Annotated in this window: 24 protein-coding genes; 8 read left to right on the top strand and 16 right to left on the bottom strand. The window is 59.5% G+C overall.

All coding sequences use genetic code 11. The features are described 5' to 3' along the window. Positions 1-13 precede the first annotated feature (13 nt). The 4 genes from J3P75_RS23315 to algW form a co-directional block, all read right to left on the bottom strand. Positions 14-436 (bottom strand): hypothetical protein, encoded by a 423-nt coding sequence (locus J3P75_RS23315; RefSeq protein WP_434708345.1) that lies wholly within the window; start codon positions 434-436, stop codon positions 14-16. Positions 437-569: 133 nt separating this feature from the next. Next, the gene (locus J3P75_RS23310; protein ID WP_434708344.1) at positions 570-1289 is read right to left on the bottom strand and encodes a DUF4198 domain-containing protein; all 720 of its coding nucleotides are present in this window, start codon (positions 1287-1289) and stop codon (positions 570-572) included. A gap of 12 nt (positions 1290-1301) precedes the next feature. Further along, positions 1302-3407: a TonB-dependent siderophore receptor gene (locus J3P75_RS23305; protein WP_434708343.1), complete on the bottom strand. Its 2106-nt coding sequence runs from the start codon at positions 3405-3407 to the stop codon at positions 1302-1304. Between the two features lie 88 nt (positions 3408-3495). Then, a complete protein-coding gene (gene algW, locus J3P75_RS23300; RefSeq protein WP_203420766.1) occupies positions 3496-4653 on the bottom strand; it encodes a Do family serine endopeptidase AlgW in 1158 nt (385 codons plus the stop codon). Between the two features lie 103 nt (positions 4654-4756). Between algW and J3P75_RS23295 the strand changes: the two genes are divergently transcribed. The 3 genes from J3P75_RS23295 (at position 4757) to cysN (ending at position 8589) form a co-directional block, all read left to right on the top strand. Beyond that, entirely contained in the window at positions 4757-5515 is a 759-nt protein-coding gene (locus J3P75_RS23295; protein ID WP_434708342.1) for a Nif3-like dinuclear metal center hexameric protein, read from the top strand. 248 nt (positions 5516-5763) lie between these two features. After that, complete coding sequence (cysD, locus tag J3P75_RS23290) at positions 5764-6681, top strand: sulfate adenylyltransferase subunit CysD (protein ID WP_007912374.1); 918 nt, start codon at positions 5764-5766, stop codon at positions 6679-6681. A gap of 9 nt (positions 6682-6690) precedes the next feature. Beyond that, positions 6691-8589 (top strand): sulfate adenylyltransferase subunit CysN, encoded by a 1899-nt coding sequence (gene cysN, locus J3P75_RS23285; protein WP_434708341.1) that lies wholly within the window; start codon positions 6691-6693, stop codon positions 8587-8589. A gap of 194 nt (positions 8590-8783) precedes the next feature. Here the strand turns inward: cysN and J3P75_RS23280 are convergent, their stop codons facing one another. From J3P75_RS23280 to J3P75_RS23270, 3 genes are read right to left on the bottom strand one after another with little or no spacing between them, the layout of a single operon-like run. Then, a complete protein-coding gene (locus J3P75_RS23280; RefSeq protein WP_434708340.1) occupies positions 8784-9689 on the bottom strand; it encodes an acyltransferase in 906 nt (301 codons plus the stop codon). Further along, entirely contained in the window at positions 9690-11789 is a 2100-nt protein-coding gene (pta, locus tag J3P75_RS23275) for a phosphate acetyltransferase (protein ID WP_434708339.1), read from the bottom strand. It lies immediately after the preceding gene. A gap of 51 nt (positions 11790-11840) precedes the next feature. After that, on the bottom strand, positions 11841-12167 hold the full coding sequence (locus tag J3P75_RS23270; protein ID WP_203420771.1) for a DUF3565 domain-containing protein: 327 nt from the start codon (positions 12165-12167) through the stop codon (positions 11841-11843). Between J3P75_RS23270 and J3P75_RS23265 the strand changes: the two genes are divergently transcribed. The 3 genes from J3P75_RS23265 (at position 12136) to J3P75_RS23255 (ending at position 14486) form a co-directional block, all read left to right on the top strand. Further along, positions 12136-12621 (top strand): FKBP-type peptidyl-prolyl cis-trans isomerase, encoded by a 486-nt coding sequence (locus tag J3P75_RS23265; protein WP_090281801.1) that lies wholly within the window; start codon positions 12136-12138, stop codon positions 12619-12621. The two genes, J3P75_RS23270 and J3P75_RS23265, sit on opposite strands and share 32 nt — an antisense overlap. Before the next feature lie 122 nt (positions 12622-12743). Continuing rightward, entirely contained in the window at positions 12744-13226 is a 483-nt protein-coding gene (locus J3P75_RS23260; RefSeq protein WP_206415482.1) for a glutathione peroxidase, read from the top strand. Positions 13227-13382: 156 nt separating this feature from the next. Then, positions 13383-14486 (top strand): NADH:flavin oxidoreductase, encoded by a 1104-nt coding sequence (locus tag J3P75_RS23255; protein WP_434708338.1) that lies wholly within the window; start codon positions 13383-13385, stop codon positions 14484-14486. A gap of 118 nt (positions 14487-14604) precedes the next feature. Here J3P75_RS23255 and J3P75_RS23250 read toward each other — a convergent pair whose 3' ends face one another. Continuing rightward, positions 14605-15804 carry a glycosyltransferase family 4 protein gene (locus J3P75_RS23250; RefSeq protein WP_434708337.1) on the bottom strand — a complete coding sequence of 400 codons (1200 nt, stop codon included), beginning with the start codon at positions 15802-15804 and terminating at the stop codon, positions 14605-14607. A gap of 40 nt (positions 15805-15844) precedes the next feature. Continuing rightward, positions 15845-16597, bottom strand: coding sequence for a sulfate transporter CysZ (gene cysZ / locus J3P75_RS23245; RefSeq protein ID WP_434708336.1), 753 nt, complete (start codon positions 16595-16597; stop codon positions 15845-15847). 310 nt (positions 16598-16907) lie between these two features. Here cysZ and trxB point away from each other — a divergent pair, with 310 nt between their 5' ends. After that, positions 16908-17870: a thioredoxin-disulfide reductase gene (gene trxB / locus J3P75_RS23240; protein WP_042607647.1), complete on the top strand. Its 963-nt coding sequence runs from the start codon at positions 16908-16910 to the stop codon at positions 17868-17870. A 185-nt stretch (positions 17871-18055) separates the two neighbouring features. On the opposite strand, the gene J3P75_RS23235 is transcribed toward trxB, so the two are convergent. The 6 genes from J3P75_RS23235 to J3P75_RS23210 all read right to left on the bottom strand — a co-directional run bounded on the left by J3P75_RS23235 (position 18056) and on the right by J3P75_RS23210 (position 21191). Next, entirely contained in the window at positions 18056-18394 is a 339-nt protein-coding gene (locus J3P75_RS23235) for a HopJ type III effector protein (RefSeq protein WP_434708335.1), read from the bottom strand. Continuing rightward, positions 18391-18684, bottom strand: a complete 294-nt coding sequence (locus J3P75_RS23230; protein WP_434708334.1) for a DUF1244 domain-containing protein — start codon at positions 18682-18684, stop codon at positions 18391-18393. Before J3P75_RS23230 ends, J3P75_RS23235 begins: the two co-directional genes overlap by 4 nt. Before the next feature lie 99 nt (positions 18685-18783). Further along, positions 18784-19155 carry a dihydroneopterin triphosphate 2'-epimerase gene (folX, locus tag J3P75_RS23225; protein ID WP_090281808.1) on the bottom strand — a complete coding sequence of 124 codons (372 nt, stop codon included), beginning with the start codon at positions 19153-19155 and terminating at the stop codon, positions 18784-18786. Next, a complete protein-coding gene (gene folE, locus J3P75_RS23220) occupies positions 19156-19716 on the bottom strand; it encodes a GTP cyclohydrolase I FolE (RefSeq protein ID WP_434708333.1) in 561 nt (186 codons plus the stop codon). 20 nt (positions 19717-19736) lie between these two features. Continuing rightward, entirely contained in the window at positions 19737-20447 is a 711-nt protein-coding gene (gene folM, locus J3P75_RS23215; RefSeq protein ID WP_434708332.1) for a dihydromonapterin reductase, read from the bottom strand. Between the two features lie 174 nt (positions 20448-20621). After that, positions 20622-21191: an antibiotic biosynthesis monooxygenase gene (locus J3P75_RS23210; RefSeq protein WP_434708331.1), complete on the bottom strand. Its 570-nt coding sequence runs from the start codon at positions 21189-21191 to the stop codon at positions 20622-20624. A 212-nt stretch (positions 21192-21403) separates the two neighbouring features. Here J3P75_RS23210 and J3P75_RS23205 point away from each other — a divergent pair, with 212 nt between their 5' ends. Next, positions 21404-22363 (top strand): MerR family transcriptional regulator, encoded by a 960-nt coding sequence (locus J3P75_RS23205; RefSeq protein WP_434708330.1) that lies wholly within the window; start codon positions 21404-21406, stop codon positions 22361-22363. Here J3P75_RS23205 and J3P75_RS23200 read toward each other — a convergent pair whose 3' ends face one another. Beyond that, positions 22364-22969 carry a hypothetical protein gene (locus tag J3P75_RS23200; protein ID WP_203420785.1) on the bottom strand — a complete coding sequence of 202 codons (606 nt, stop codon included), beginning with the start codon at positions 22967-22969 and terminating at the stop codon, positions 22364-22366. Between the last annotated feature and the right edge of the window lie 23 nt (positions 22970-22992).

The following is a 22992-nucleotide window of genomic DNA, read 5'->3' as shown; positions in this document are numbered from 1 at the left end:
GAATTTATAATTGCTACGTTCTTTCTAATTCAAATTTTCCTGCAAATTTATTTCCGTCCTCAGCTTCAAAAAAATAACTGCCGCTCACCCACAGGGCGCCTGCCGTGTAACGGAAATTCATGGAGCCGGTTTTAGCTATATAAGGGGTTCCATTTACAAAGACCCGCCAGTCATACACCAAACCTTTAGAAATTTCTTCATAGCTAACTGCGTGGTCTTTGCCCGGCTCAAAGCCTTTTGGAATGACCAATTCAAGCTGAACTCCATTAGCATTTTTTACCGCGGAAATTAATGCGGTAGATGAAGAGGTAACCGGCAGCGGATGTAAACTAAGATAATTATTCAGGATTATTTCGCTTTCATTATTACGTATGAATGTAACCTGTCCGGTAGTAGAAAAAGTACGTCGATTTTCGTGCTTCAAATCGTGGTTCATGTTTATTCTTCCTTAATTTGTTTTCGGGAAGCATGACCTTACATGGGTAAACAGACCCTAAAAACTGTCAACTCTGACAGTTCTTAAGATCATATTGCTATTGTTGCTATTGCTCTTTGAGCTAGCGAACCGCTTATTCGTGATGCGGCTCACCAAGGAACGTCAACGAACTGAACAACCCGCGACTGTCCACGTCCGCACTGTCCTTCACCGGCACTTCTACCTGCGCCGCAATCACATTCAACCCTTCATTTCGCACTAGCACCTGCGCGCGGCCATCCTTGTCGGTCTCGGTGTTCAGCGTGTTCGGCGCGCTGCGATAGTCGCCAACCAACTTGACCCCGGCCGCCGGTTTGCCATCGAGCAATACCCGCACCGGCAGTGAATTACCCGGCCCGACGGTCAGCGGATCCACTTCCGGCAGGATCAACAGTTTGATCTGCTCGAGCTTCGGCAGCTTCGCGCCGGGCTGGTAAATCGCCAGGCTGTACTTGAACGTCTGGGTCGCCTCGACGGCACCCGGTACTTTGCTGCGTCCTTCATTGACCCACTTCTTATCCGCAGTCTGCGACCACATGCCATTGTTCAACGCAACGGCCATCACCGCCGGCGCCTTCAATGGTTTCAAACGGGCGTGATCCGCCAGGCGCTCGACGCTGACCGGAATCATCTTGCCGGCGACGTCATAGGCCCAGGCACCGCTGATCTTTCGCGCTTTGAAAGCGTTGTCTTCGGCGCCGTGACCGTAGATCACTTCGATGTTCCCGCGCCGTTCTTCTGTCCACAGACCATGGGCCGAAACTTGCCCGGCGAACAGGGCGGCGATCAGTACGAGGTTTTTGCCGTGTTGCATGGTGACGTCCTTTTACAGGTTGAGTGTCAGGCTGATGGTGAAGTTGCGCGGCTCGCCGGGGTTGACCCAGTAGTTGCTGTAGGAGCGCTCGTAATACTTTTCGTCGAAGATGTTGTTCAGGTTCAGACCGACCGTGACGTTGTCGCTGGCCTTGTAATGGGCCAGCAGGTCGACGGTGTGATAGGCCGGCAATTCGAAGTCGCTGCCGGATTCGCCCGAGCGGTCGCCGACATAGGTGAACGCTGCACCAAGGTCCGAGCCGCGCAGGTGGCCATCCTGAAATTCATACACACCGAGCAGGCTGCCACTGCGTTTGGCCACGCCGAGGATGCGGCTGCCGGTGGGGATCGTCGCGTCGCCCTTGGTCACTTCGGCATCGATGTAGGCGAACGCGCCGATGACCCGCACCGCATCGGTCACCTGCCCGGTCACTTGCCAGTCGAAGCCCTGACTGCGCGCCTTGCCCATGGCGCGACTGGTGTCGGTGGCCGGGTCGAGCGCGAGAACGTTTTCCTTTTCGATGTGAAAGAAGGCGAGGGTGCTGCTCAGGCGTTCGTCGAACAATTCATTCTTGATACCGATCTCATAGCCGACGCCTTCTTCCGGGTCGAATGATTTGCCGGCGGCGTCGAGGCCGTTGTTCGGTTTGAACGAGGTCGAGGCGTTGGCGAACAGGCCGGTGTTCGGCGTCAGTTGATAGAGCAGGCCCGCGCGTTGGGTGAGGGCGTCGTGACGCTGGCTGCTGGTCGCGTTGCGGCTGTGGTCGTCGATGTGCTGATCGAAATGTTCGAAACGCGCGCCGATCATCCCGCGCAGCTTATCGGTGAAAATGATCTGGTCTTGCACATTCAGTGCATGGCTTTCGAGGTGTTCAAAGAAATCAGTGCCTGAGCGCGTGCCGTTGGGTTTGGGCTGGCCGTAGACCGGGTTATAGATGTCGATGGCGTAGGGGCCGCCAGCGAGGGTAGTGACGCGCTCATTCTTGCGGAAGTTTTCGTACTCGGTGCCGAGCAGCAACTCGTGTTGCCACGGGCCAAGGTCAAACAGGCCGCGCAGTTCCAGTTGGGTGATGCTGTCGTGCCAGTTGGTGTCACGTTCGCGATAGCGGCGGTTGACGGTGTGGCCGTCGGCGTTCAGCGCCCGTTGTTCCGAGGCGTCGCCCCAGAGTTCGCCTTCTTTGTAATGACTGGCCAGGCGCAGCTTCCAGTTGTCATTGAGGTGATGTTCGAGGGTCGCCTGCAGCAGATTGTTGTGGTTGTCGATGTTGCCGTCGTTGGGTTCGCCGAGGAAGGTCGAGCGCGAGACACCGCTCCATTTGTTGTTCGGCGCGACGATGCCGCGATCGAAGGTTGAGCTGTGCCGGACGATCTCGCTTTCAACCAGCAGCGAGGTGTCCGGGCTCAATTGCCAACTGATCGAGGGCGCAACAAACACGCGCTTGCTGTCGACGTGGTCGCGGAAGCTTTGGTTGTCTTCGACCGCGAGGTTGATTCGCGACAGTACATCGCCCTGCGCATCGAGTGGGGTGTTGACGTCCAGCGCGGTGCGATAGCGATCCCAGCTACCGGCGCTGGTCTGCAGGGTGGTAAACGCTTCGGGCTGCGGCTTTTTCGTGACGATGTTCACCGTGCCGCCCGGATCGCCCCGGCCATACAGGCTCGCGGCGGGGCCTTTGAGCACTTCGATACGCTCGATATTGGCGGCGTCCGGTGTGCTCGGGTAGCCGCGATTGGCGCTGAAGCCGTCCTTGTAGAACTCCGACGTGGTGAAGCCGCGCACGCTGTATTCGTAGAGCGTCAGGCCGCCAAAGTTGTTCTGCTTCGACACGCCGCCGGCAAAATCCAGCGCCCGCTCGACGCTGCTGCTGCCCAGATCCTTGAGCACACTGGCGGGAACGACGCTGATGGCTTGCGGGATATCGCGGATCGCGGTGTCGGTTTTGGTCGCGCTGGATGAGCGCGTTGCGCGGTAGCCTTTGACGGGGCCGGTAGCCGATTCATAGTCGGAGACGACACTGATCGCTTCGAGCTCGACCGGCTGCGGCTCATTGGCAAAAGCGGGATCGCAGAGCAAACCAAGGGTCAGGCCGAGCAGCGAGGCCTTTTTGCGAGACGACATGTTATGTTGTTCCAATTGTCAGAATTGAAACAATATAACATGCCTTTTGAGAGTGTCTGTTATTCGCGCCATTGGCGCGAATAAACTTTTATTCTTCTTTTTCTTTCACCGGTGCCGGTGGCGGGCGCAGGCCGATTTCAGCGGTGAGCTTCAGCTCTTTCCCGTTGCGCATCACCTGAATCGTCACCTTGTCAGTCGGCTTGATCCGCGCCACCTGATTCATCGAACGGCGGCCATCACCGGCCGGCTCGCCATCGATACTCAGAATCACGTCGCCCAGTTGCAGGCCTGCTTTCTGCGCCGGACCGTCACGGAAAATCCCCGCAACCACAATGCCCGGGCGCCCGGACAAACCAAACGATTCGGCCAGTTCCTGAGTCAGCGGCTGCACTTCGATGCCCAGCCAGCCACGAATCACCTGGCCGTGCTCGATGATCGACTTCATTACTTCCATCGCCAGCTTCACCGGAATCGCGAAACCGATGCCCTGCGAGCCGCCGGATTTGGAAAAGATCGCGGTGTTGATGCCGGTGAGGTTGCCGTTGGCATCCACCAGTGCGCCGCCGGAGTTGCCCGGATTGATCGCCGCGTCGGTCTGAATGAAGTCTTCGTAGTTGTTCAGGCCCAACTGGTTACGCCCGGTGGCGCTGATGATGCCCATGGTCACGGTCTGGCCGACGCCGAACGGGTTGCCGATGGCCAGCGCGACGTCACCGATGCGAATGTTGTCGGAGCGACCGACGGTGATCGCCGGCAGGTTTTTCAGGTCGATCTTCAATACCGCGAGATCGGTTTCCGGGTCGCTGCCGATCACGCGGGCGAGGGTTTCGCGGCCGTCCTTGAGCGCCACGACAATCTGGTCGGCACCGCTGGTGACGTGGTTGTTGGTCAGGATGTAGCCTTCCGGGCTCATGATCACGCCGGAACCGAGGCTCGATTCCATGCGTTTCTGTTTCGGCGAGTTGTCACCGAAGAAGCGCCGGAACTGCGGATCTTCGAACAGCGGATGCGCCGGTTTGTTGATGACCTTGGTGGTGTAGAGATTGACCACCGACGGTGCGGCGATGGACACCGCGTCGGCGTAGGACACCGGCCCCTGTTGCACGCTGGTGGTCTGCGGTGCCTGTTGCAGGTTGACGTCGAGGCTCGGCAGCCCGACCCACTCGGGGTAACGCTGAATAATCAGCAGAGCGATAAGCACACCGGCCAGCAGCGGCCAGCCAAAAAAACGCAGCGCCTTGAGCATTAAGCACGTCCTGGAAAAGTTGCAGGCGGGGTCAGACCGCCCATAATGTCGCGCATTATACGAGGCCGCGCGTGCCTCTGAACGGGATATTTAGGAGTCTTTCATGGCCGTTGCCCTCAGCACCCTCGTCGAAGAAGCCGACCGTTACCTGGCCAGTGCAAAAATCGCTGATTATTGCCCCAACGGTTTGCAGGTCGAAGGTCGTCCGCAAGTGATGCGTATCGTCAGCGGCGTCACCGCCAGCCAAGCGTTGCTCGATGCTGCTGTCGAGGCCGAGGCGGATCTGATCCTGGTGCATCACGGTTATTTCTGGAAAGGCGAAAACCCCTGCATCACCGGGATGAAACAGCGCCGGTTGAAAACCCTGCTCAAGCACGACATCAGTTTGCTCGCCTATCACTTGCCGCTGGATCTGCACCCGGACGTCGGCAATAACGTGCAGTTGGCGCGTCAGCTCGACATTACCGTCGAGGGGCCGCTGGACCCGAGCAATCCGAAAGTCATCGGTCTGGTCGGCTCGCTGAACGAGCCAATGACGGCGCGGGATTTCGCCCGCAAGGTGCAGGAAGTCATGGGCCGTGAGCCGCTGCTGATCGAGGGTAGCGGGATGATTCGGCGGGTCGGCTGGTGCACCGGTGGCGGTCAGGGTTACATCGATCAGGGCGTCGCTGCAGGCGTCGATCTGTTCATCAGCGGCGAAGCCTCCGAGCAGACTTTTCACAGCGCGCGGGAAAACGATATCAGCTTCATCGCCGCCGGCCATCACGCCACCGAACGCTACGGTGTACAGGCGTTGGGCGATTATCTGGCGAAACGTTTTGCCCTCGAACACATCTTCATCGATTGCCCGAATCCGATCTGACACACCGCGTTGCCCCTGTAGGAGTGAGCCTGCTCGCGATACCTTTTTCATATCCAGCATAGCGATGACTGACTCACCGCTATCGCGAGCAGGCTCACTCCTACAAGGGGCCATCGGCCGAACTGGTGGGCATATTCATATGCCCTTTCGTTCTAGTAGGCGTCCTGATTAGAAGAGGTCGCTGTGCTAGGATTCCCCGCTCGAACACGGCCCGCTGGCCGTTCATAAGAAAGCTTTCGTGAGTAGCCATGGTCGACAAACTGACGCATCTGAAACAGCTGGAGGCGGAAAGCATCCACATCATCCGCGAGGTGGCCGCCGAGTTCGACAACCCGGTGATGCTGTACTCCATCGGTAAAGACTCCGCCGTGATGCTGCACCTGGCACGCAAGGCGTTCTTCCCGGGCAAACTGCCGTTTCCGGTGATGCACGTCGACACCCGCTGGAAATTCCAGGAAATGTACAAGTTCCGCGACAAGATGGTCGAAGAACTGGGTCTGGACCTTATCACCCATATCAACCCCGATGGCGTGGCGCAGAACATCAACCCGTTCACCCACGGCAGCGCCAAGCACACCGACATCATGAAAACCGAAGGCCTGAAACAGGCCCTCGACAAGCATGGTTTCGACGCAGCGTTCGGCGGTGCCCGTCGCGATGAAGAAAAGTCCCGCGCCAAAGAGCGCGTGTACTCGTTCCGCGACAGCAAACACCGCTGGGACCCGAAAAACCAGCGTCCGGAACTGTGGAACGTCTACAACGGCAAGGTCAACAAGGGCGAATCCATTCGTGTGTTCCCGTTGTCGAACTGGACCGAACTGGACATCTGGCAGTACATCTACCTCGAAGGCATCCCGATCGTGCCGCTGTACTTCGCCGCCGAGCGCGAAGTGATCGAGAAGAACGGCACGCTGATCATGATCGACGACGAGCGCATCCTCGAGCACCTGTCCGATGAGGACAAGGCGCGCATCGTCAAAAAGAAAGTGCGGTTCCGCACCCTTGGCTGCTACCCGTTGACGGGCGCGGTGGAGTCCGAGGCCGAAAGCCTCACGGACATCATTCAGGAAATGCTCCTGACGCGAACTTCCGAGCGCCAGGGCCGGGTCATCGACCACGATGGCGCAGGCTCGATGGAAGACAAAAAACGTCAAGGCTATTTCTAAGGGGCTGTCATGTCGCACGCATCTGATTTGATCAGCGAGGACATCCTCGCCTACCTGGGCCAGCACGAACGTAAAGAGCTGCTGCGCTTTTTGACTTGCGGTAACGTCGATGACGGCAAGAGCACCCTGATCGGGCGCCTGCTGCACGACTCGAAAATGATCTACGAAGATCACCTTGAAGCGATCACCCGTGACTCGAAGAAAGTCGGCACCACCGGTGACGACATCGACCTGGCGCTGCTGGTCGACGGCCTGCAGGCCGAGCGTGAGCAGGGCATCACCATTGATGTCGCGTATCGCTATTTCTCGACTGCCAAACGCAAATTCATCATCGCCGACACCCCCGGCCATGAGCAGTACACCCGCAACATGGCCACCGGTGCGTCCACCTGTGACCTGGCGATCATTCTGGTCGATGCGCGTTACGGCGTGCAGACCCAGACCCGTCGCCACAGCTTCATTGCATCGCTGCTGGGCATCAAGCACATCGTCGTCGCCATCAACAAGATGGACTTGAAGGACTTCGACGAAGGCGTGTTCGAGTCGATCAAGGCTGACTACATGAAGTTCGCTGAAGGCTTGAAGATGAAGCCGACCAGCATGCACTTCGTGCCGATGTCGGCCCTCAAGGGCGACAACGTGGTGAACAAGTCCGAGCGCTCGCCGTGGTACACCGGTCAGTCGCTGATGGAGATCCTCGAGACCGTGGAAGTCGCGGGCGATCGCAATTTCAGCGATCTGCGTTTCCCCGTGCAGTACGTCAACCGTCCAAACCTGAACTTCCGTGGTTTCGCCGGTACGCTGGCCAGCGGCATCGTGCACAAGGGCGACGAAGTCGTCGTGTTGCCGTCGGGCAAGAGCAGCCGGGTCAAATCCATCGTCACTTTCGAAGGTGAGCTGGAACACGCAGGCCCAGGTCAGGCCGTAACGCTGACCATGGAAGACGAAATCGACATTTCCCGGGGCGACCTGCTCGTGCATGCCGACAACGTGCCGCCGGTCACCGACAGCTTCGAAGCGATGCTGGTGTGGATGGCGGAAGAGCCGATGCTGCCGGGCAAGAAATACGACATCAAGCGCGCCACCAGTTACGTGCCGGGCTCGATTGCCAGCATCGTCAACAAGGTCGACGTTAATACCCTGGAAGAAGGCCCGGCGAGCGCCTTGCAGCTCAACGAAATCGGCAAGGTCAAGATCGCGCTCGACGCACCGATCGCCCTCGACGGTTACGACAGCAATCGCACCACCGGCGCGTTCATCGTCATTGATCGATTGACCAACGGCACCGTCGGCGCCGGCATGATCGTCGCCCAAGCGGTGACCCATGGCACCGCCACGCACCACGGCAAACTGGCCCACGTCGCCACCGAAGAACGTGCCCAGCGCTTTGGCCAGCAACCGGCCACGGTGTTGTTCAGCGGCCTGTCGGGCGCGGGCAAGAGCACCCTGGCGTATGCGGTCGAGCGCAAGCTGTTCGACATGGGCCGGGCGGTGTTCGTGCTGGATGGGCAGAGCCTGCGCCAGGATCTGAATAAAGGTCTGCCACAGGACCGCGCCGGCCGTACCGAGAACTGGCGGCGTGCCGCGCATGTGGCGCGTCAGTTCAACGAAGCGGGCCTGCTGACTCTGGCTGCGTTCGTTGCGCCAAGCGCCGAAGGTCGCGAGCAGGCCAGGGAGCTGATCGGCAAGGATCGTTTGCTGACGGTCTATGTGCAGGCTTCGCCAACTGTTTGCGCTGAGCGTGACCCGCAAGGCCTGTATGCTGCTGGCGGCGACAACATCCCGGGCGAATCCTTCCCGTACGACGTGCCGTTGAATGCTGATCTGGTGATCGACACGCAGTCGCTGAGTCTGGAAGACAGCGTCAAGCAAGTGCTGGAGCTGCTGCGTAAACGCGGCGCGATCTAAGCAAAAAACAGCGGCAAGCTCTTAGCTTCAAGCTGCAAGAAAAAGCCCGCCGGTGAGCAATCATCGGCGGGCTTTTTTATTCGGGTCAACCCGGTCAATTGTAGGAGTGAGCCTGCTCGCGATAGCGGTGCGCCAATCAACATCGATGGTGGCTGATCCACCGCTATCGCGAGGAGGCTCACTCCTACAGGGGGTTAGTGGCGGTCGGGATATTCGCGGTGCAGTTGTTCCAGCAACGCATCCTTGTCCAGCCACAGCTGGTTGATCCAGCCTTGAAACTGCAAACGATACTCGCCGTCCTGGTCGTAGTTCTTGCCGATGAAGGCCGGCGGAATCTTCAGCTCTTCAAAGTGCACCACCACATCGCGCACATTGCCGCTGAGCAAGTCCCAGAACCCCGGGCGTCCGGCGGGGTAGTGGATGGTCACGTTGACGATCGACTCCAGTTGCTCGCCCATCGCGTCCAGCACAAAGGCGATCCCGCCGGCCTTGGGCTTGAGCAGGTATTTGAACGGTGATTGCTGCTGAGCATGCTTTCCTTCAGTGAAGCGCGTGCCTTCGACGAAGTTGAAAATGCCCACCGGGTTATTACGGAATTTCGCGCAGGTCTTGCGCGTGGTTTCCAGGTCTTTGCCTTTCTTCTCCGGATGCTTGGCCAGGTAGGCTTTGGAATAGCGTTTCATGAACGGAAAGCCCAGCGCCCACCACGCCAGACCGATTACCGGGACCCAGATCAGCTCCTGCTTGAGGAAGAATTTCAGCGGCTGAATCCTCCGGTTGAGCACGTATTGCAGCACCAGAATATCGACCCAGCTCTGGTGGTTGCTGGTGATCAGATACGAGTGCTGATAGTCCAGACCTTGCAGACCGCTGATGTGCCAGCGGGTGCGCCGGACCAGATTCATCCAGCCCTTGTTGTTGCTGATCCACGCCTCGTGAGTGTGGCTCATCAGCCAACCGGCGATGCGTTGCGTCAAGGCAAACGGCAACGCCTTGACCAGCGCCACACAGAACAGGAACGAACACAGCAGAATCGTATTGAGCGCCAACAGCAGCGAGGCGATTACGCCGCGCACGGGTGCAGGGAAAAAGTCCAGCATTTACACATCCATAGGTCGGTTGGCGGCTTGAATCGCGGTGAGCGCGATGGTGTAGACGATGTCATCGACTTGCGCGCCGCGCGGCAGATCGTTCACCGGTTTGCGCAGGCCTTGCAGCATTGGCCCGAGACTCACGCAATCGGCGCTGCGCTGCACCGCTTTGTGCGTGGTGTTACCGGTGTTCAGATCCGGGAACACAAACACCGTGGCGCGCCCGGCAACCTGACTGTTCGGCGCCAGCTGGCGGGCGACATCCTGGTTGGCAGCGGCGTCATATTGCAGCGGGCCGTCGATCAGCAGCGAATGCTGCTGCTCATGGGCGAGCAGGGTGGCTTCGCGGACTTTCTCGACTTCTTCGCCGCTGGCCGATTCACCGCTGGAGTAGCTGATCATCGCCACGCGCGGCGTGATGCCGAACGCCGCGGCGGAGTCAGCGCTCTGCAGGGCGATCTCGGCCAGTTCGCTGGCGCTCGGATGCGGGTTCATCACGCAGTCGCCGTACACCAGCACTTCTTCCGGGAACAGCATGAAAAACACTGACGACACCAAGGTGCAGCCCGGCGCAGTCTTGATCAGTTGCAGCGCTGGGCGGATGGTGTTGGCGGTGGTGTTGATCACCCCGGACACCAGGCCGTCGACTTCATCCAGCGCCAGCATCATGGTGCCGATCACCACGGTGTCTTCCAGTTGCTGCTCGGCCATCGGCGCGTTGAGGCTCTTGGTCTTGCGCAGGGCCACCATCGGTTCCACGTAGCGCTCGCGGATCAGGTCCGGATCAAGAATCTCCAGCCCCGCTGGCAAGACGATGCCTTGGGCGCGCGCTACCGCTTCGACATCTGCAGGCTTGGCCAGCAACACGCAACGGGCAATGCCGCGTTCCTGACAGATCGCCGCCGCTTGCACGGTAAACGGCTCGCTGCCTTCGGGCAGGACGATGCGCTTGTTGGCCGCTTGCGCGCGTTGAATCAGCTGATAGCGGAACACTGCCGGCGACAGACGCATTTCGCGCGGCGTGCCGCAACGCTGGTGCAGCCAGTTGGCGTCGAGATGGCTGGCGACGAAATCGGTGATGATCTCGGCGCGCTCGCGGTCGTCGATGGGGATTTCCTTGTTCAAGCCATTCAGCAGGTTGGCAGTGTCGTAGGAGCCGGTGCTCACCGACAGCACCGGCAGACCGGCCTGCAATGCGCCACGGCACAGATCCATGATGCGCGGATCGGGCAGGGTGTCGCTGGTCAGCAGCAGCCCGGCCAGCGGCACGCCGTTGATCGCCGCGAGGCTGACGGCAAGGATGATGTCGTCGCGATCGCCGGGAGTCACCACCAGCACGCCGGGCTTGAGCAGCTCGACGGTGTTGCGCATGGTCCGCGCGCAAATGATGATGTTGCTCATGCGCCGGGTTTCGTAGTCGCCGGCATTGAGCACTTGCGCGCCCATCAGATCGGCGACGTCGCGGGTGCGCGGTGCGTTGAGTTCCGGTTGAAACGGGATGCAGCCGAGCAAGCGGAAATCGCCACTGCGCAGCAACGGCGAGTGCTCTTTCAGGCGAGCAGCAAAGGCCTCCATGCTCTCGTCGGTCTTGACCTTGTTGAGGATCACGCCGAGCACTTTCGGATCTTTCGGGCCACCGAACAGTTGCGCCTGCAACTCGACGCGGCCGGAGAGTTCGGCAAGCACTTCGTTTTCCGGTGCCGAGACCAGAATCACCTCGGCATCAAGACTCTTGGCCAGATGCAGATTGACCCGTGCGGCATAACTGGCGCTGCGGGTCGGTACCATGCCTTCGACGACCAGCACGTCTTTGCCGACCGCCGCCTGTTGATACAGGGTGATGATTTCTTCGAGGAGTTCGTCGAGCTGGCCGTCACCGAGCATCCGCTCAACGTGCGCCAGGCCCAAGGGTTGCGGCGGTTTCAGGCCATGGGTGCGCGCCACCAGCTCGGTGGAACGTTCCGGACCGGTGTCGCCGGGGTGCGGCTGAGCGATCGGTTTGAAGAAACCGACTTTCAGCCCGGCGCGCTCAAGCGTACGCACCAGCCCGAGGCTGATGGAGGTCAGGCCCACGCCAAAATCGGTGGGGGCGATAAAAAAAGTTTGCATGGGAATTCTCTATGCAAGGGTGTCCGCCTATGGCTGGCCGACTACCGAAATTCAGTCGCCAAGGTTATCGCTAACTGCGCCTTGTGCGCACCAGCCACAGGCAAAAGGTTGACCTGTTTTTTCAATACGTTGCGCCGGGTCGAGCACCCACGCCCGCGATTGCCACGGCGGCTGGTGACGCAGGTGCTGGGTGTGGCCACAGGAAAGTTCGACCACCCAATGACCCTCTTCGTCCTGATGAAAGCCTGTGATCGTCGAAACCCGTTTGTCCGGGTTGTGTTCGCTTTCGTGCGATTGCTTCGCTAAACTTGGCCTTTCTATATTCTTATGCAAAAGGTCTCGCCCCATGCTGATCGCCGCCAATAAGGCTGTCTCCATCGACTATACCCTGACCAACGACGCTGGTGAGGTCATCGACAGCTCCGCCGGCGGCGCTCCGCTGGTTTACCTGCAAGGCGCAGGCAACATCATCCCGGGCCTGGAAAAAGCCCTGGAAGGCAAGGCTGTCGGCGACGAGCTGAAAGTAGCCGTTGAGCCGGAAGACGCTTACGGCGAATACGCCGCCGAGCTGGTCAGCACCCTGAGCCGCAGCATGTTCGAAGGCGTCGACGAGCTGGAAGTCGGCATGCAGTTCCACGCTTCGGCGCCGGACGGCCAGATGCAGATCGTGACCATCCGTGACCTCGACGGCGACGACGTGACCGTCGACGGCAACCACCCGCTGGCCGGCCAGCGTCTGAACTTCCAGGTGAAGATCGTCGACATCCGTGATGCCAGCCAGGAAGAAATCGCTCATGGTCACGTCCATGGCGAAGGTGGCCATCACCACTGATTTTCTGCGCTAAGCTTCGAGTACTGGAGAGGCGCCTGCGGGCGCCTTTTTAGTCCGCGGCTGTCCTTGGTGGCCACGCCAAGTGGCTGTTTCGAGAAGAACAGAGAATCCTGGAGTTCGTCATGAGTGCTTTTCACGACCTTAAGTTGACAGCCCTGGATGGTCAGGAGCTACCGCTGGCGCCGTTCAAGGGCCAAGTCGTGCTGGTGGTCAACGTCGCCTCCAAATGCGGCTTGACTCCTCAGTACGCGGCGCTGGAAAACCTTTATCAGCAATACAAAGGCAAAGGCTTCAGCGTGCTGGGCCTGCCGTGCAATCAGTTTGCCGGACAGGAGCCGGGCTCCGAGCAAGAGATTCAGGAATTCTGCAGCCTCAACTATGGCGTGACGTTTCCGTTGTCGAGCAAGCTCGAAGTCAACGGCCACGAGCGTCATCAGCTGTACCGTTTGCTGGCGGGCGAAGGCGCTGAATTTCCTGGCGACATCACCTGGAATTTCGAGAAATTCCTGCTCGGCAAGGATGGCCGCGTACTGGCGCGGTTCTCGCCGCGTACGGCACCGGATGATCCAACCGTGATTGCCGCGATCGAGAAAGCGCTGAGCTGAATCGTCAATATCGCAGCCAACCGGCTGCGATTTTTTTTGTCTGGCTTTTGACCTTTAATCACTCAGATCAATAGTGGTGTCGGATTAAGCTACGCGCGCATATTATCGCCGTCATATGAATGCATGACCTGTCGATCATTTTCGTGGAGCCTTTCGATGCCCGTTCAAGCCTTGTTCAAACCGTTCCACCTCGGTGCCCTCGAACTGCCGACCCGCGTGGTCATGGCGCCGATGACCCGCTCGTTTTCCCCAGGCGGCGTGCCGAACTCAAAAGTCATCGAATACTACCGTCGCCGTGCGGCAGCCGGGGTTGGCCTGATCATCACTGAGGGCACCACGGTCGGCCACATCGCCTCCAACGGTTATCCCAACGTGCCGCAGTTCTTCGGTGAAGCGCCATTGGCCGGCTGGAAAAAAGTCGTCGATGCGGTCCACGCCGAAGGTGGCAAGATCGTTCCGCAACTGTGGCATGTCGGCAGTGTGCGCCGCATCGGCACCGAGCCGGATGCCAGCGTGCCGGGTTACGGCCCGTCGGAAAAGCTCAAGGATGGTCAGGTCGTGGTGCACGGCATGACCAAGCAAGACATTCAGGAGGTGATCGCCGCATTCGCCCAGGCCGCTAAAGATGCGCAAAGCATCGGCATGGACGGCGTCGAGATCCATGGCGCCCACGGTTACCTGATCGACCAGTTTTTCTGGGAAGGCAGCAACCAGCGCACTGACGAATACGGCGGCAGCCTGGCCAACCATTCGCGTTTCGCCATCGAACTGATTCAAGCGGTGCGCGCCGCGGTCGGCGAAGGCTTCCCGATCATCTTCCGTTTTTCGCAGTGGAAGCAGCAGGATTACACCGCTCGCCTGGTACAAACACCAGAAGCGCTGGGTGATTTCCTCCAGCCGCTGTCTGATGCGGGCGTGGATATTTTCCACTGCTCGACGCGGCGTTTCTGGGAGCCGGAATTCGACGGCTCCGACCTTAACCTGGCCGGCTGGACGCGCAAACTCACCGGCAAACCGACCATTACCGTTGGCAGCGTCGGCCTGGACGGCGAGTTCCTGCAGTTCATGGTCAATACCGACAAGATCGCGCAACCGGCCAGTCTGGAAAACCTGCTCGAACGCCTGAACAAAGAGGAATTCGATTTGGTGGCGGTGGGCCGAGCACTGCTGGTCGACCCGGACTGGGCGCAGAAGGTTCGCGAAGGGCGTGAGCAGGATATCTTGCCGTTCAGCCGTGAGGCGTTGATGACGCTGGTTTAAGCGGCGCCTGACAGGGCCTCATCGCCAGCAGGCTGGCTCCCACAAGGGATCGTGTTCACAACACAACCCCTGTAGGAGTGAGCCTGCTCGCGATAGCGGTCTACAAGTCAGCACAAATTCAAGGCAGGGTCTGCGCATCCGGCACCACCTGCTCCCCTAGACAAGCCCCGCGCAAATGTCCCTCGAACTGCTCGATGATTGCGCCCCAACCCTGGCGACTCGCATGTTGTCGCGCATTCAGCCGCACACAGCGCAACCGCTCATCTTCTTCCAGCAACCACATCGCCGCCTCGCAAAACGCCTGCTCGTCGCCGGGCATTGCCGAGACGCCGTTGTAACCATGGCGAATATGCTGCGCCGCCGCTGCCTGATCGTAGGCCACCACGCCCAGTCCCGAGGCCAGTGCTTCGAGCACGACATTGCCGAAGGTTTCGGTCAGGCTGGGAAACAGAAATACATCGCCTGACGCATAGTGCGCTGCCAACGCTTCACCGCGCTGCGCCCCGCAGAAAATCGCCTCGGGCAAATCCTTCTCCAGCGCCGCACGTTGCGGTCCGTCACCGACGATGATCAGTTTCAGATTGCGCTGTGGATAAGTCGTCTGGAGTTGTTCAAAGCAGCGCTTGAGCAGACCAAGGTTCTTCTCCGGCGCGAGTCGTCCTACATGAATCACGGCAACGTCGCGCTCCGACAATCCCCATTGCTCACGCAATGCATTCAGCCGTTTGCTCGGATGGAACAACTGGCTGTCCACGCCCCGCGACAGCAACGCCAAGCGCTCGAAATGCCGCCGTTCCAGTTCCAGCCGCTGGCTGACACTAGGCACCAGCGTCAGCGCCGAGCGGTTGTGAAACCAGCGCAAATAATGCGTGAGCATCCGCGTCAGCAAACCGAGGCCGTACTGGCTGGTGTATTGCTGAAAGTTGGTGTGAAAGCCACTGACCACCGCAATGCCCAATCGCCGTGCCGCTCTCAGCGCCGACAAACCCAGCGGGCCTTCGGTGGCGATGTACAACACATCCGGCCGCTGGCGCTTCCAGCGGCGCAGCAGCTTGTGCATCGACGACTGACCCCATTGCAGCCCCTGATAGCCCGGCAACGGCCAGCCGCGACACAACAGCAACGCTGCATCCTCACTGCGCTGCGGGTCACTGGCCTGCCGAGGCCGCACCAGCTCGACCTGATGTCCGCGGGCGCGCAAGCCATCGCACAAGCGGCCAAGGGTATTGGCCACGCCGTTGATTTCCGGTGGGAAGGTTTCGCTGATCAGGGTGATGTTGAGCGCTGTCGTCATGGCCTCAGTGTCGGCTGAGGCCATGTCGACGTTGTGACGTTCAGGTGATGGATTTGTGACGGGATCAGCGTTGCGCCACAAGGTTCTCGGCGCCACGCTCACGCACCCAGAACAGCGTAGCCCCGGCCACCGCGGCCGGCATCATCAGGATATTGACCACCGGAATCAGCAGCACCAGATAGACGATCCCGCCAAAACTCATGCTCTGCCAGCGCTTTTCCCGTAGCCAGGCGAGCATTTCGTTCCAGCCCAGTTTGTGGTTGTCGGCCGGGTAGTCGATGTACTGGATCGCCATCATCCACACGCCGAACAGCAGCCATAGCGGTGCGGCGACGATGTTGACCACCGGAATGAACGACAGGATGAACAGGCCGATCGCTCGGGGCAGGAAGTAGCCGAGCTTACGCATTTCCCGGGCGAAGGTGCGTGGGATCATGGCGATCAGTTCGCCCCAGCTGAACGCCGGGAAGTCGTCGGTGCCGCGTACCACCACTTCGACCTTTTCAGCGAGAAAGCCGTTGAAGGGCGCGGCGATCACGTTGGCGAGCAGGGTGAAGGTGAAAAACACCATCAGCGCCACGAGTACCACAAACAAGGGCCAGAGAATGTAACTGAGAAAACTCAGCCACTCGGGCAACGAGGGCATCAGCGTGTCGACCCACAGGCTGAACTGATGGCCTGCCAGATAGATCAAACCGACGAACAGCACCAGGTTGATTGCCAGCGGCAGCAGCACGAACAGGCGCAGGCTGGGGCTGAGGACCAGTTTGAGGCCTTCGCGCAGGTATTGCGGGCCGGACAGGACAGGGGCGGGCATAAGGTGCTCCGAGCAAGGGAAAACGCGCCGACCTTACCGGCTTTGCCATGACTGGGAAAGCGCGGTAAAGCGATCGACATTCACTGTAACAAAGACGTCCATCACATCAGCGCTTCGGCATAGAGACCACCTATGAGCTGGATTGTTAAACCGTATTTCCTTAATCTTGCCCCCCTCGATACGCTTCACCCAACTTTTTACAGGACTGTCGAGTTCAAGCCTTCCCCAAGGTGTCCACGGTCCTTTTTTATTCCCGCCGGCAGTCCGGCGATCCGCGCCAGTGTTTCGGCCCGGTCAACAGGAGCAGGTCATGTCTGAAGTCCGTCATTCGCGAGTGATTATTCTCGGTTCCGGCCCTGCCGGTTACAGCGCTGCGGTCTACGCGGCCCGTGCCAACCTCAAGCCACTGCTGATCACCGGCATGCAGGCCGGCGGTCAACTGACCACCACCACCGAAGTCGACAACTGGCCGGGCGACGTCCATGGTCTGACGGGCCCGGTGCTGATGGAGCGCATGCGCGAGCACGCCGAGCGTTTTGAAACCGAGATCGTCTTCGATCACATCAACGCCGTCGACTTCGCTGCCAAGCCGTACACCCTGACCGGCGACAGCGCGGTCTACACCTGCGACGCGCTGATCATCGCCACCGGCGCCAGCGCCCGCTACCTGGGCCTGCCTTCGGAAGAAGCGTTCATGGGCAAAGGCGTGTCGGCCTGCGCGACCTGCGACGGTTTCTTCTACCGCAACAAGCCGGTCGCCGTGGTTGGCGGTGGCAACACTGCCGTTGAGGAAGCACTGTACCTGGCCAACATCGCCAGCACCGTGACCCTGATCCACCGCCGCGAAACCTTCCGCGCCGAGAAGATTCTGATCGACAAGCTCAACGCCCGTGTGGCCGAAGGCAAGATCATCCTCAAGCTCAACGCCAACCTCGACGAGGTGCTGGGCGACAACATGGGCGTGACCGGTGCGCGTCTACGCAACAACGACGGCAGCTTCGACGAGATCAAAGTCGACGGCGTGTTCATCGCGATCGGCCATACGCCGAACACTTCGCTGTTCGAAGGCCAGTTGACTTTGAAAGACGGTTATCTGGTGGTGCACGGTGGCCGTGAAGGCAACGCAACCGCGACCAGCGTAGAAGGGATCTTCGCCGCCGGCGACGTGGCAGACCACGTTTACCGTCAGGCCATCACCTCGGCCGGCGCCGGCTGCATGGCGGCACTGGACACCGAGCGTTACCTGGACGGTCTGCAGAACGCTACGTTCTAAGATCGCAGGCAAAAAGAAACCGGCCAGATTGGCCGGTTTTTTTATGCCCGATATTTTTGCTGCACCGCAACTCATTGTAGGAGTGAGCCTGCTCGCGATAGCGGTGTACCAGTCAATACAGGAGTCGACTGATACACCGCTATCGCGAGCAGGCTCACTCCACAGGGAGGGCGTTGCGGCGGGGATCAGCGGCGAGTCAGTGGCTGGGCGGTGAATTTGACGCCGGCCAGGCCGTGTTTGATCAGCGCACGAATATTGCCGTGATCGCTGCCTTCAGGCGTCGCCAGCACCGAGCGGTAGTGCTCGCCAAACGCCAGCAGCGCTTCGTCATCACTCAGGCCTTCCAGCAACACCAGACCCAGGGTCTTGCACGAACCTTCATTTTGCCCGGCGGCGTTCTCCACACCACCATTGTTGAATGCCTGCGGCTGATAGTCGTAACCGGCGGCAATGAACGCCAGGGTGTCAGCGAAGGCATGTTCGCCGCTGTTGAGGCTGGCGCGCAGGGTGTTCAGATCAGTCATGGGTCTTTCCTTTTGGCAAACGCGGCTTGCTGCTCGGCGCTGGCTTCTTGCTGATATTGGGCTTTCCACTCGGCGTAGGGCATGCCGTAAACCACTTCACGGGCATCGTCGAGGCTGACCTCGATCTGGCGCTCGTCGGCTTCGGCCTTGTACCACTTCGACAGGCAGTTGCGGCAGAACCCGGCGAGGTTCATCAGATCGATATTCTGCACATCCTTGCGGCTGTCCAGATGGGCGACCAGCCGACGAAAAGCGGCGGCTTCGAGTTCGAGGCGTTGTTGATCAGTCATGGGGGTCTCTGCGAGACAGCTTTGAGCGGCAAGCTTCCAGCTGCAAGATTGGATCGGGGTTGGCCTTTAGCTTACCGCTTGAAGCTCGAAGCTTGAAGCTCAGCGGCTTGCCGCGAGCGTTATGGATACGGATTCGGCAAAGCGCAGGGCATGTGGTTTGTCGACCTCGACTTCGGCGTACAGCACCGACTCGTTGGTCATCACCAGATCGAGCAATTCCTGGGTCAGGCGTTCGAGCAGGGCGAAGCGGTTGCCCTCGACATGGGCGATGATCGCCTTGGTGATGGTGCGGTAATTCAGCGCGTGATCGATGTCGTTGTCACGCACTGCTTCCTGCGCGGCATACAGGATGGTCAGGTTGATCAGCACATCCTGCTTGTTGAGGATTTCGTCCTCGTTGATCCCGATAAAGGTGCGCAAGCGCAGATCCTTGACCCGGATGCGTGCCATTCCCGGCTGAAGTTGTGGCATTTACTTGCTCCGTCCAATCAATTGCAGAAACTCCTGGCGGGTGGTGTTCGACTCGCGGAACGCGCCGAGCATGACCGAGGTGTTCATCGTCGAATTCTGTTTCTCGACACCGCGCATCATCATGCACATGTGTCGGGCCTCGATGACCACGGCAACGCCAGCGGCACCGGTGACCTGTTGCACCGCATCGGCGATTTGCCGGGTAAGGTTTTCCTGAATCTGCAGGCGCCGGGCGAACATGTCCACCAATCGCGCGACCTTCGACAAACCCAGCACCTTGCCCGTCGGAATATAAGCCACATGGGCCTTGCCAATGAAGGGCAGCAGGTGATGTTCGCACAACGAATACAACTCGATGTCGGCGACGATGATCATTTCGTCAGTGTCGGACGCAAACAGCGCGCCATTGACGATCTCCTCGACGCTTTGGGTGTAACCGTGACACAGGTATTGCATGGCCTTGGCCGCGCGCACCGGGGTGTCGAGCAAGCCTTCGCGGTCGGGGGTTTCACCGAGGCCAAGGAGGATTTCACGGTAATTCTCAGGCAGTGAGCGGGTCATGGAAATCCTCGCGATTCGGCTTATTTAACGTGCCGTCCGCCGTTGACGGTCAGGGTCGTACCGGTGACATAGGGGTTGTCGAGCAGATAGCGCAGGCTCTGGTAGATCACTTCGCTGCCGGGCTCGATGCCCAGCGCCGATTTGGCCAGCGCCTTGGCGCGGTACGCCGCGTTGTCGTCGGGATTGAACAATAGCAGGGCCGGGGCGATGCCGTTGACCTTGATGGCCGGCGCATAGCGCGCCGCGAACGACAGGGTCAGGCTGTCGAGCCCGGCTTTGCTCGCGCAATAGCCGATGTGCTTGCTGCTGCCCTTGCGAGTGACATCGTCGCTGATGTGGACAATGTCGGCGGGCGTCGAGCGGTGCAGCAAATCAGCGCAGTGCAGATTGATCAGATAAGGCGCGAGCATGTGCAGATTGACCATGCGCGCGAAGGCTTCAACCTCACTGCCCGGCGTTTCGGCAAGCCATTCGGAGGCGTTGTGCACGATCGCGCGCAGACTGTCGGTGTGGCTTTTCAGTTCGCTGATGAACGCGAGAATACCGGCCTCAGTGGCGAAATCCGCAAACAGGCCGATGGCGCCCAGGTCGCGCAAGGTTTGTACGCCGGGGCGTTCAGTGCGGTAAGTGAAGATGACCCGATGACCGTCTTCGAGCAAACGCTGCGCGCAATGCAGACCGACGCGTTGCGCGGCGCCAGTGATGAGAATCGGGGCGGCGGAATCAGACATGAACGGCTCGCATCGCGGGGGAAAGCAAAAACTATAACAGCGAGCGCAGCCGCACACCTATTGCGAGTATGGCCAGTACTTTGTGGGAGCGAGCCTGCTCGCGAAAGCGGTACATCAGTCAACATTGCAGGTGACTGATACATTGCTTTCGCGAGCAGGCTCGCTCCCACCGGATCAACGATTCTGCACGGCCTGTTCAGCAGGCAACCGCCGCGCCGGCGTGCTGTTCAACCAGTTCGCCAGCAAACGCGTCGACAGCGGAATAAACAGGTAGACCATTAGCGGGGTCAGGCACGCGGTGCTGATCAGCACGCGCGGCAGCAAGCTTATTTCGCCCAGCAGTGGGCCAAGCAAAAAATTGAAGATCAGCGACACCGGGAAAAACGCCAGCCAGATCGCCACCGCCTGCTTCCAGCGCGGCGGACGTTGTCCGGCAGCGCCGAACCAGCCTTCGATACCGCTGACCCGGTGTTCTTTGGGGTGGGCGAACAGATCGCTGCCACGACTCAGCCACGCGGTACGCGATGCCGAATGCTCCCAGGCGTGCAGGGTTTGCTCATCGACAAAGCGGAAGATGATCTGGAATTCGTTATCGCCGGGCGGCGGAGCGAGCACACCGGAACCCAGATAACCGGAAAAGTCCGTGGCCAGTTGTTCGCCTTCGCGCAGCCAGGTCATCAGGTCTTGATAACGGCCGTCGGCGACGCGCCGGGCAACCATCAGCGTGACGGGGGAAGCAGACATTTTGTATCTCCGTATTTCAATCGCGTCACTCCGGGTAGGAGTTTCGTCTGACGCAGCGCCGGGGTAGAGGGCTGCGCTTTTCATCAAGCAAGGATTATTCCGGTTTCTCCCGATTAAACCAGCGACATTCGTCGCATTTGCCTACTTGAATGCGATTGATAAATAGGCGTTAAAATGGGATCCAAATTTCTGACATGGAAGTTGAAAGCTATATGCCTGTGATTACGGACGCAAACCCTGCATCGCAGGTCCCCGAGGCGCTTGAACGCGCCGAGCTGTTTCCCATTCGTGAGGTCGCTCGGCTCACTGGCGTGAACCCGGTAACCTTGCGCGCCTGGGAACGGCGCTATGGCTTGATCCAGCCGACACGCACCGAAAGCGGGCATCGGCTCTACTCGATGAGTGAAATCGAGCGTGTACGCAGTATCGTCGACTGGATCGATCGCGGCGTCGCGGTGAGCAAGGTCGGCAAGATCCTCGCCAAGACCGAACCGCTGAAAGCCCTGGCGCACATCATTCCTGACGATCTGGTGCAGGCCGATTACCGGCAATGGCAGGAACAGATCCAGCAGGCCGTCAGTGCCTTCGATGATCAGCAACTGGATCGTGTCTATGGGCAGATCTTCTCTTCTTATGCCTTGGCGGTGGCGTTCCAGGACATCCTGATGCCGTTGTGGCGGCATATGCTGCAACGCCAGGACGCGTTCGGGCAAACCAGCGAGTGGCTGTTCTACGACGGATTCCTGCGTGCGCGGGTGCTGCAACGGATTGTCATGCTGCGCGGTGCTCAACCGCGACGGGTGATCGTCAGCGCGCTGGCCGGTCAATGCCGTGAGCTGGAATTGCTGGTGGCGGCGCTGTTTCTCAGCGGCAACAATTCCGGGGTTCGGGTGTTGACCACCGGCCAGCCGTTCGATGAGCTGACGCTGGTCTGCGAAAAAGTAAAGCCCGATGCGCTGGTGCTGTTTTCCAACCATGCGCCCAGCGCCGATTTGCCACGGCGTCTGAATCGTCTGGCGCTGGGCCTTGATTGCCAATTGATGCTGGCCGGGGATGCAGCGGATCTGGCGGAGGACAGTCTGGCCGGATCTTCGGTTGCCTGTCTGGGTAATGAAGGCACGAACATGCGTCAACGCATGATGCAATTTCTAGCGGGAAATCTGGATACCTGATCAGGTATGCAGAGCAGGGTGGGTCAGGCGATGTTGCTGCAGAATGAACTGGCGCAGACGTTCGGTTTCGTCGGTGTCGGTCTGACTCAGTTCGTAGGCATAAAAACCGTTTTCGGTTTCCCGTTCGAAATGCCCGCGCAGTGAAATCCGCTCGTATCCGGAAGGGCTGAACCACAACGCGAAATGCTTGGGTGGTTTGGTCTTGTTGCGCACTTCCAGCAACACACCTTTGTGCGACACCTCGTGCACCCACAACGTCCCCGGCTGTCCTTTGGCGTTTTCCAGCGCTACCGGCTCTTCAAGTACCAATCGCCATGGCCTTACCGATGGGCCGTCTTCGTAGATGCTCGGGACGCCGAGGCGCAGATGCAGCGCATGAAATTCGTCTTCCACCAGATGCAAAGGAAAAGTCATCTGCTGGTTTTCGAAGTTGGCTTGAATGGTCACTTGTTCATGAGCGGCCAGCCGCGTGAGCAGATCGCGGATCTGCGAACCGCCGTTAACCAGCAGACTCGACGTCGCATCCCGCACGTTCAGTTGCGGGTTGTGCTGCATCTTCTGGATGAAATCCAGCTCGTCCTGAGTGAGGAGGGCGTCGCGCTGCATGGCTAACTCGAAAGATATAATTA

Origin of the sequence: Pseudomonas sp. R1-1, from assembly GCF_051132135.1 — a bacterium.
GTDB lineage: Bacteria > Pseudomonadota > Gammaproteobacteria > Pseudomonadales > Pseudomonadaceae > Aquipseudomonas.
Note: the sequence above shows the minus strand (reverse complement) of the source record. Positions and strands in the feature narration are given on the sequence as shown.

Coding starts and splice junctions, on each gene's coding strand:
- J3P75_RS23315 (WP_434708345.1), bottom strand. CDS start 436: ATGAACCACGATTTGAAGCACGAAAATCGACGTACTTTTTCTACTACC.
- J3P75_RS23310 (WP_434708344.1), bottom strand. CDS start 1,289: ATGCAACACGGCAAAAACCTCGTACTGATCGCCGCCCTGTTCGCCGGG.
- J3P75_RS23305 (WP_434708343.1), bottom strand. CDS start 3,407: ATGTCGTCTCGCAAAAAGGCCTCGCTGCTCGGCCTGACCCTTGGTTTG.
- algW (WP_203420766.1), bottom strand. CDS start 4,653: ATGCTCAAGGCGCTGCGTTTTTTTGGCTGGCCGCTGCTGGCCGGTGTG.
- J3P75_RS23295 (WP_434708342.1), top strand. CDS start 4,757: ATGGCCGTTGCCCTCAGCACCCTCGTCGAAGAAGCCGACCGTTACCTG.
- cysD (WP_007912374.1), top strand. CDS start 5,764: ATGGTCGACAAACTGACGCATCTGAAACAGCTGGAGGCGGAAAGCATC.
- cysN (WP_434708341.1), top strand. CDS start 6,691: ATGTCGCACGCATCTGATTTGATCAGCGAGGACATCCTCGCCTACCTG.
- J3P75_RS23280 (WP_434708340.1), bottom strand. CDS start 9,689: ATGCTGGACTTTTTCCCTGCACCCGTGCGCGGCGTAATCGCCTCGCTG.
- pta (WP_434708339.1), bottom strand. CDS start 11,789: ATGCAAACTTTTTTTATCGCCCCCACCGATTTTGGCGTGGGCCTGACC.
- J3P75_RS23265 (WP_090281801.1), top strand. CDS start 12,136: ATGCTGATCGCCGCCAATAAGGCTGTCTCCATCGACTATACCCTGACC.
- J3P75_RS23270 (WP_203420771.1), bottom strand. CDS start 12,167: ATGGAGACAGCCTTATTGGCGGCGATCAGCATGGGGCGAGACCTTTTG.
- J3P75_RS23260 (WP_206415482.1), top strand. CDS start 12,744: ATGAGTGCTTTTCACGACCTTAAGTTGACAGCCCTGGATGGTCAGGAG.
- J3P75_RS23255 (WP_434708338.1), top strand. CDS start 13,383: ATGCCCGTTCAAGCCTTGTTCAAACCGTTCCACCTCGGTGCCCTCGAA.
- J3P75_RS23250 (WP_434708337.1), bottom strand. CDS start 15,804: ATGGCCTCAGCCGACACTGAGGCCATGACGACAGCGCTCAACATCACC.
- cysZ (WP_434708336.1), bottom strand. CDS start 16,597: ATGCCCGCCCCTGTCCTGTCCGGCCCGCAATACCTGCGCGAAGGCCTC.
- trxB (WP_042607647.1), top strand. CDS start 16,908: ATGTCTGAAGTCCGTCATTCGCGAGTGATTATTCTCGGTTCCGGCCCT.
- J3P75_RS23235 (WP_434708335.1), bottom strand. CDS start 18,394: ATGACTGATCTGAACACCCTGCGCGCCAGCCTCAACAGCGGCGAACAT.
- J3P75_RS23230 (WP_434708334.1), bottom strand. CDS start 18,684: ATGACTGATCAACAACGCCTCGAACTCGAAGCCGCCGCTTTTCGTCGG.
- folX (WP_090281808.1), bottom strand. CDS start 19,155: ATGCCACAACTTCAGCCGGGAATGGCACGCATCCGGGTCAAGGATCTG.
- folE (WP_434708333.1), bottom strand. CDS start 19,716: ATGACCCGCTCACTGCCTGAGAATTACCGTGAAATCCTCCTTGGCCTC.
- folM (WP_434708332.1), bottom strand. CDS start 20,447: ATGTCTGATTCCGCCGCCCCGATTCTCATCACTGGCGCCGCGCAACGC.
- J3P75_RS23210 (WP_434708331.1), bottom strand. CDS start 21,191: ATGTCTGCTTCCCCCGTCACGCTGATGGTTGCCCGGCGCGTCGCCGAC.
- J3P75_RS23205 (WP_434708330.1), top strand. CDS start 21,404: ATGCCTGTGATTACGGACGCAAACCCTGCATCGCAGGTCCCCGAGGCG.
- J3P75_RS23200 (WP_203420785.1), bottom strand. CDS start 22,969: ATGCAGCGCGACGCCCTCCTCACTCAGGACGAGCTGGATTTCATCCAG.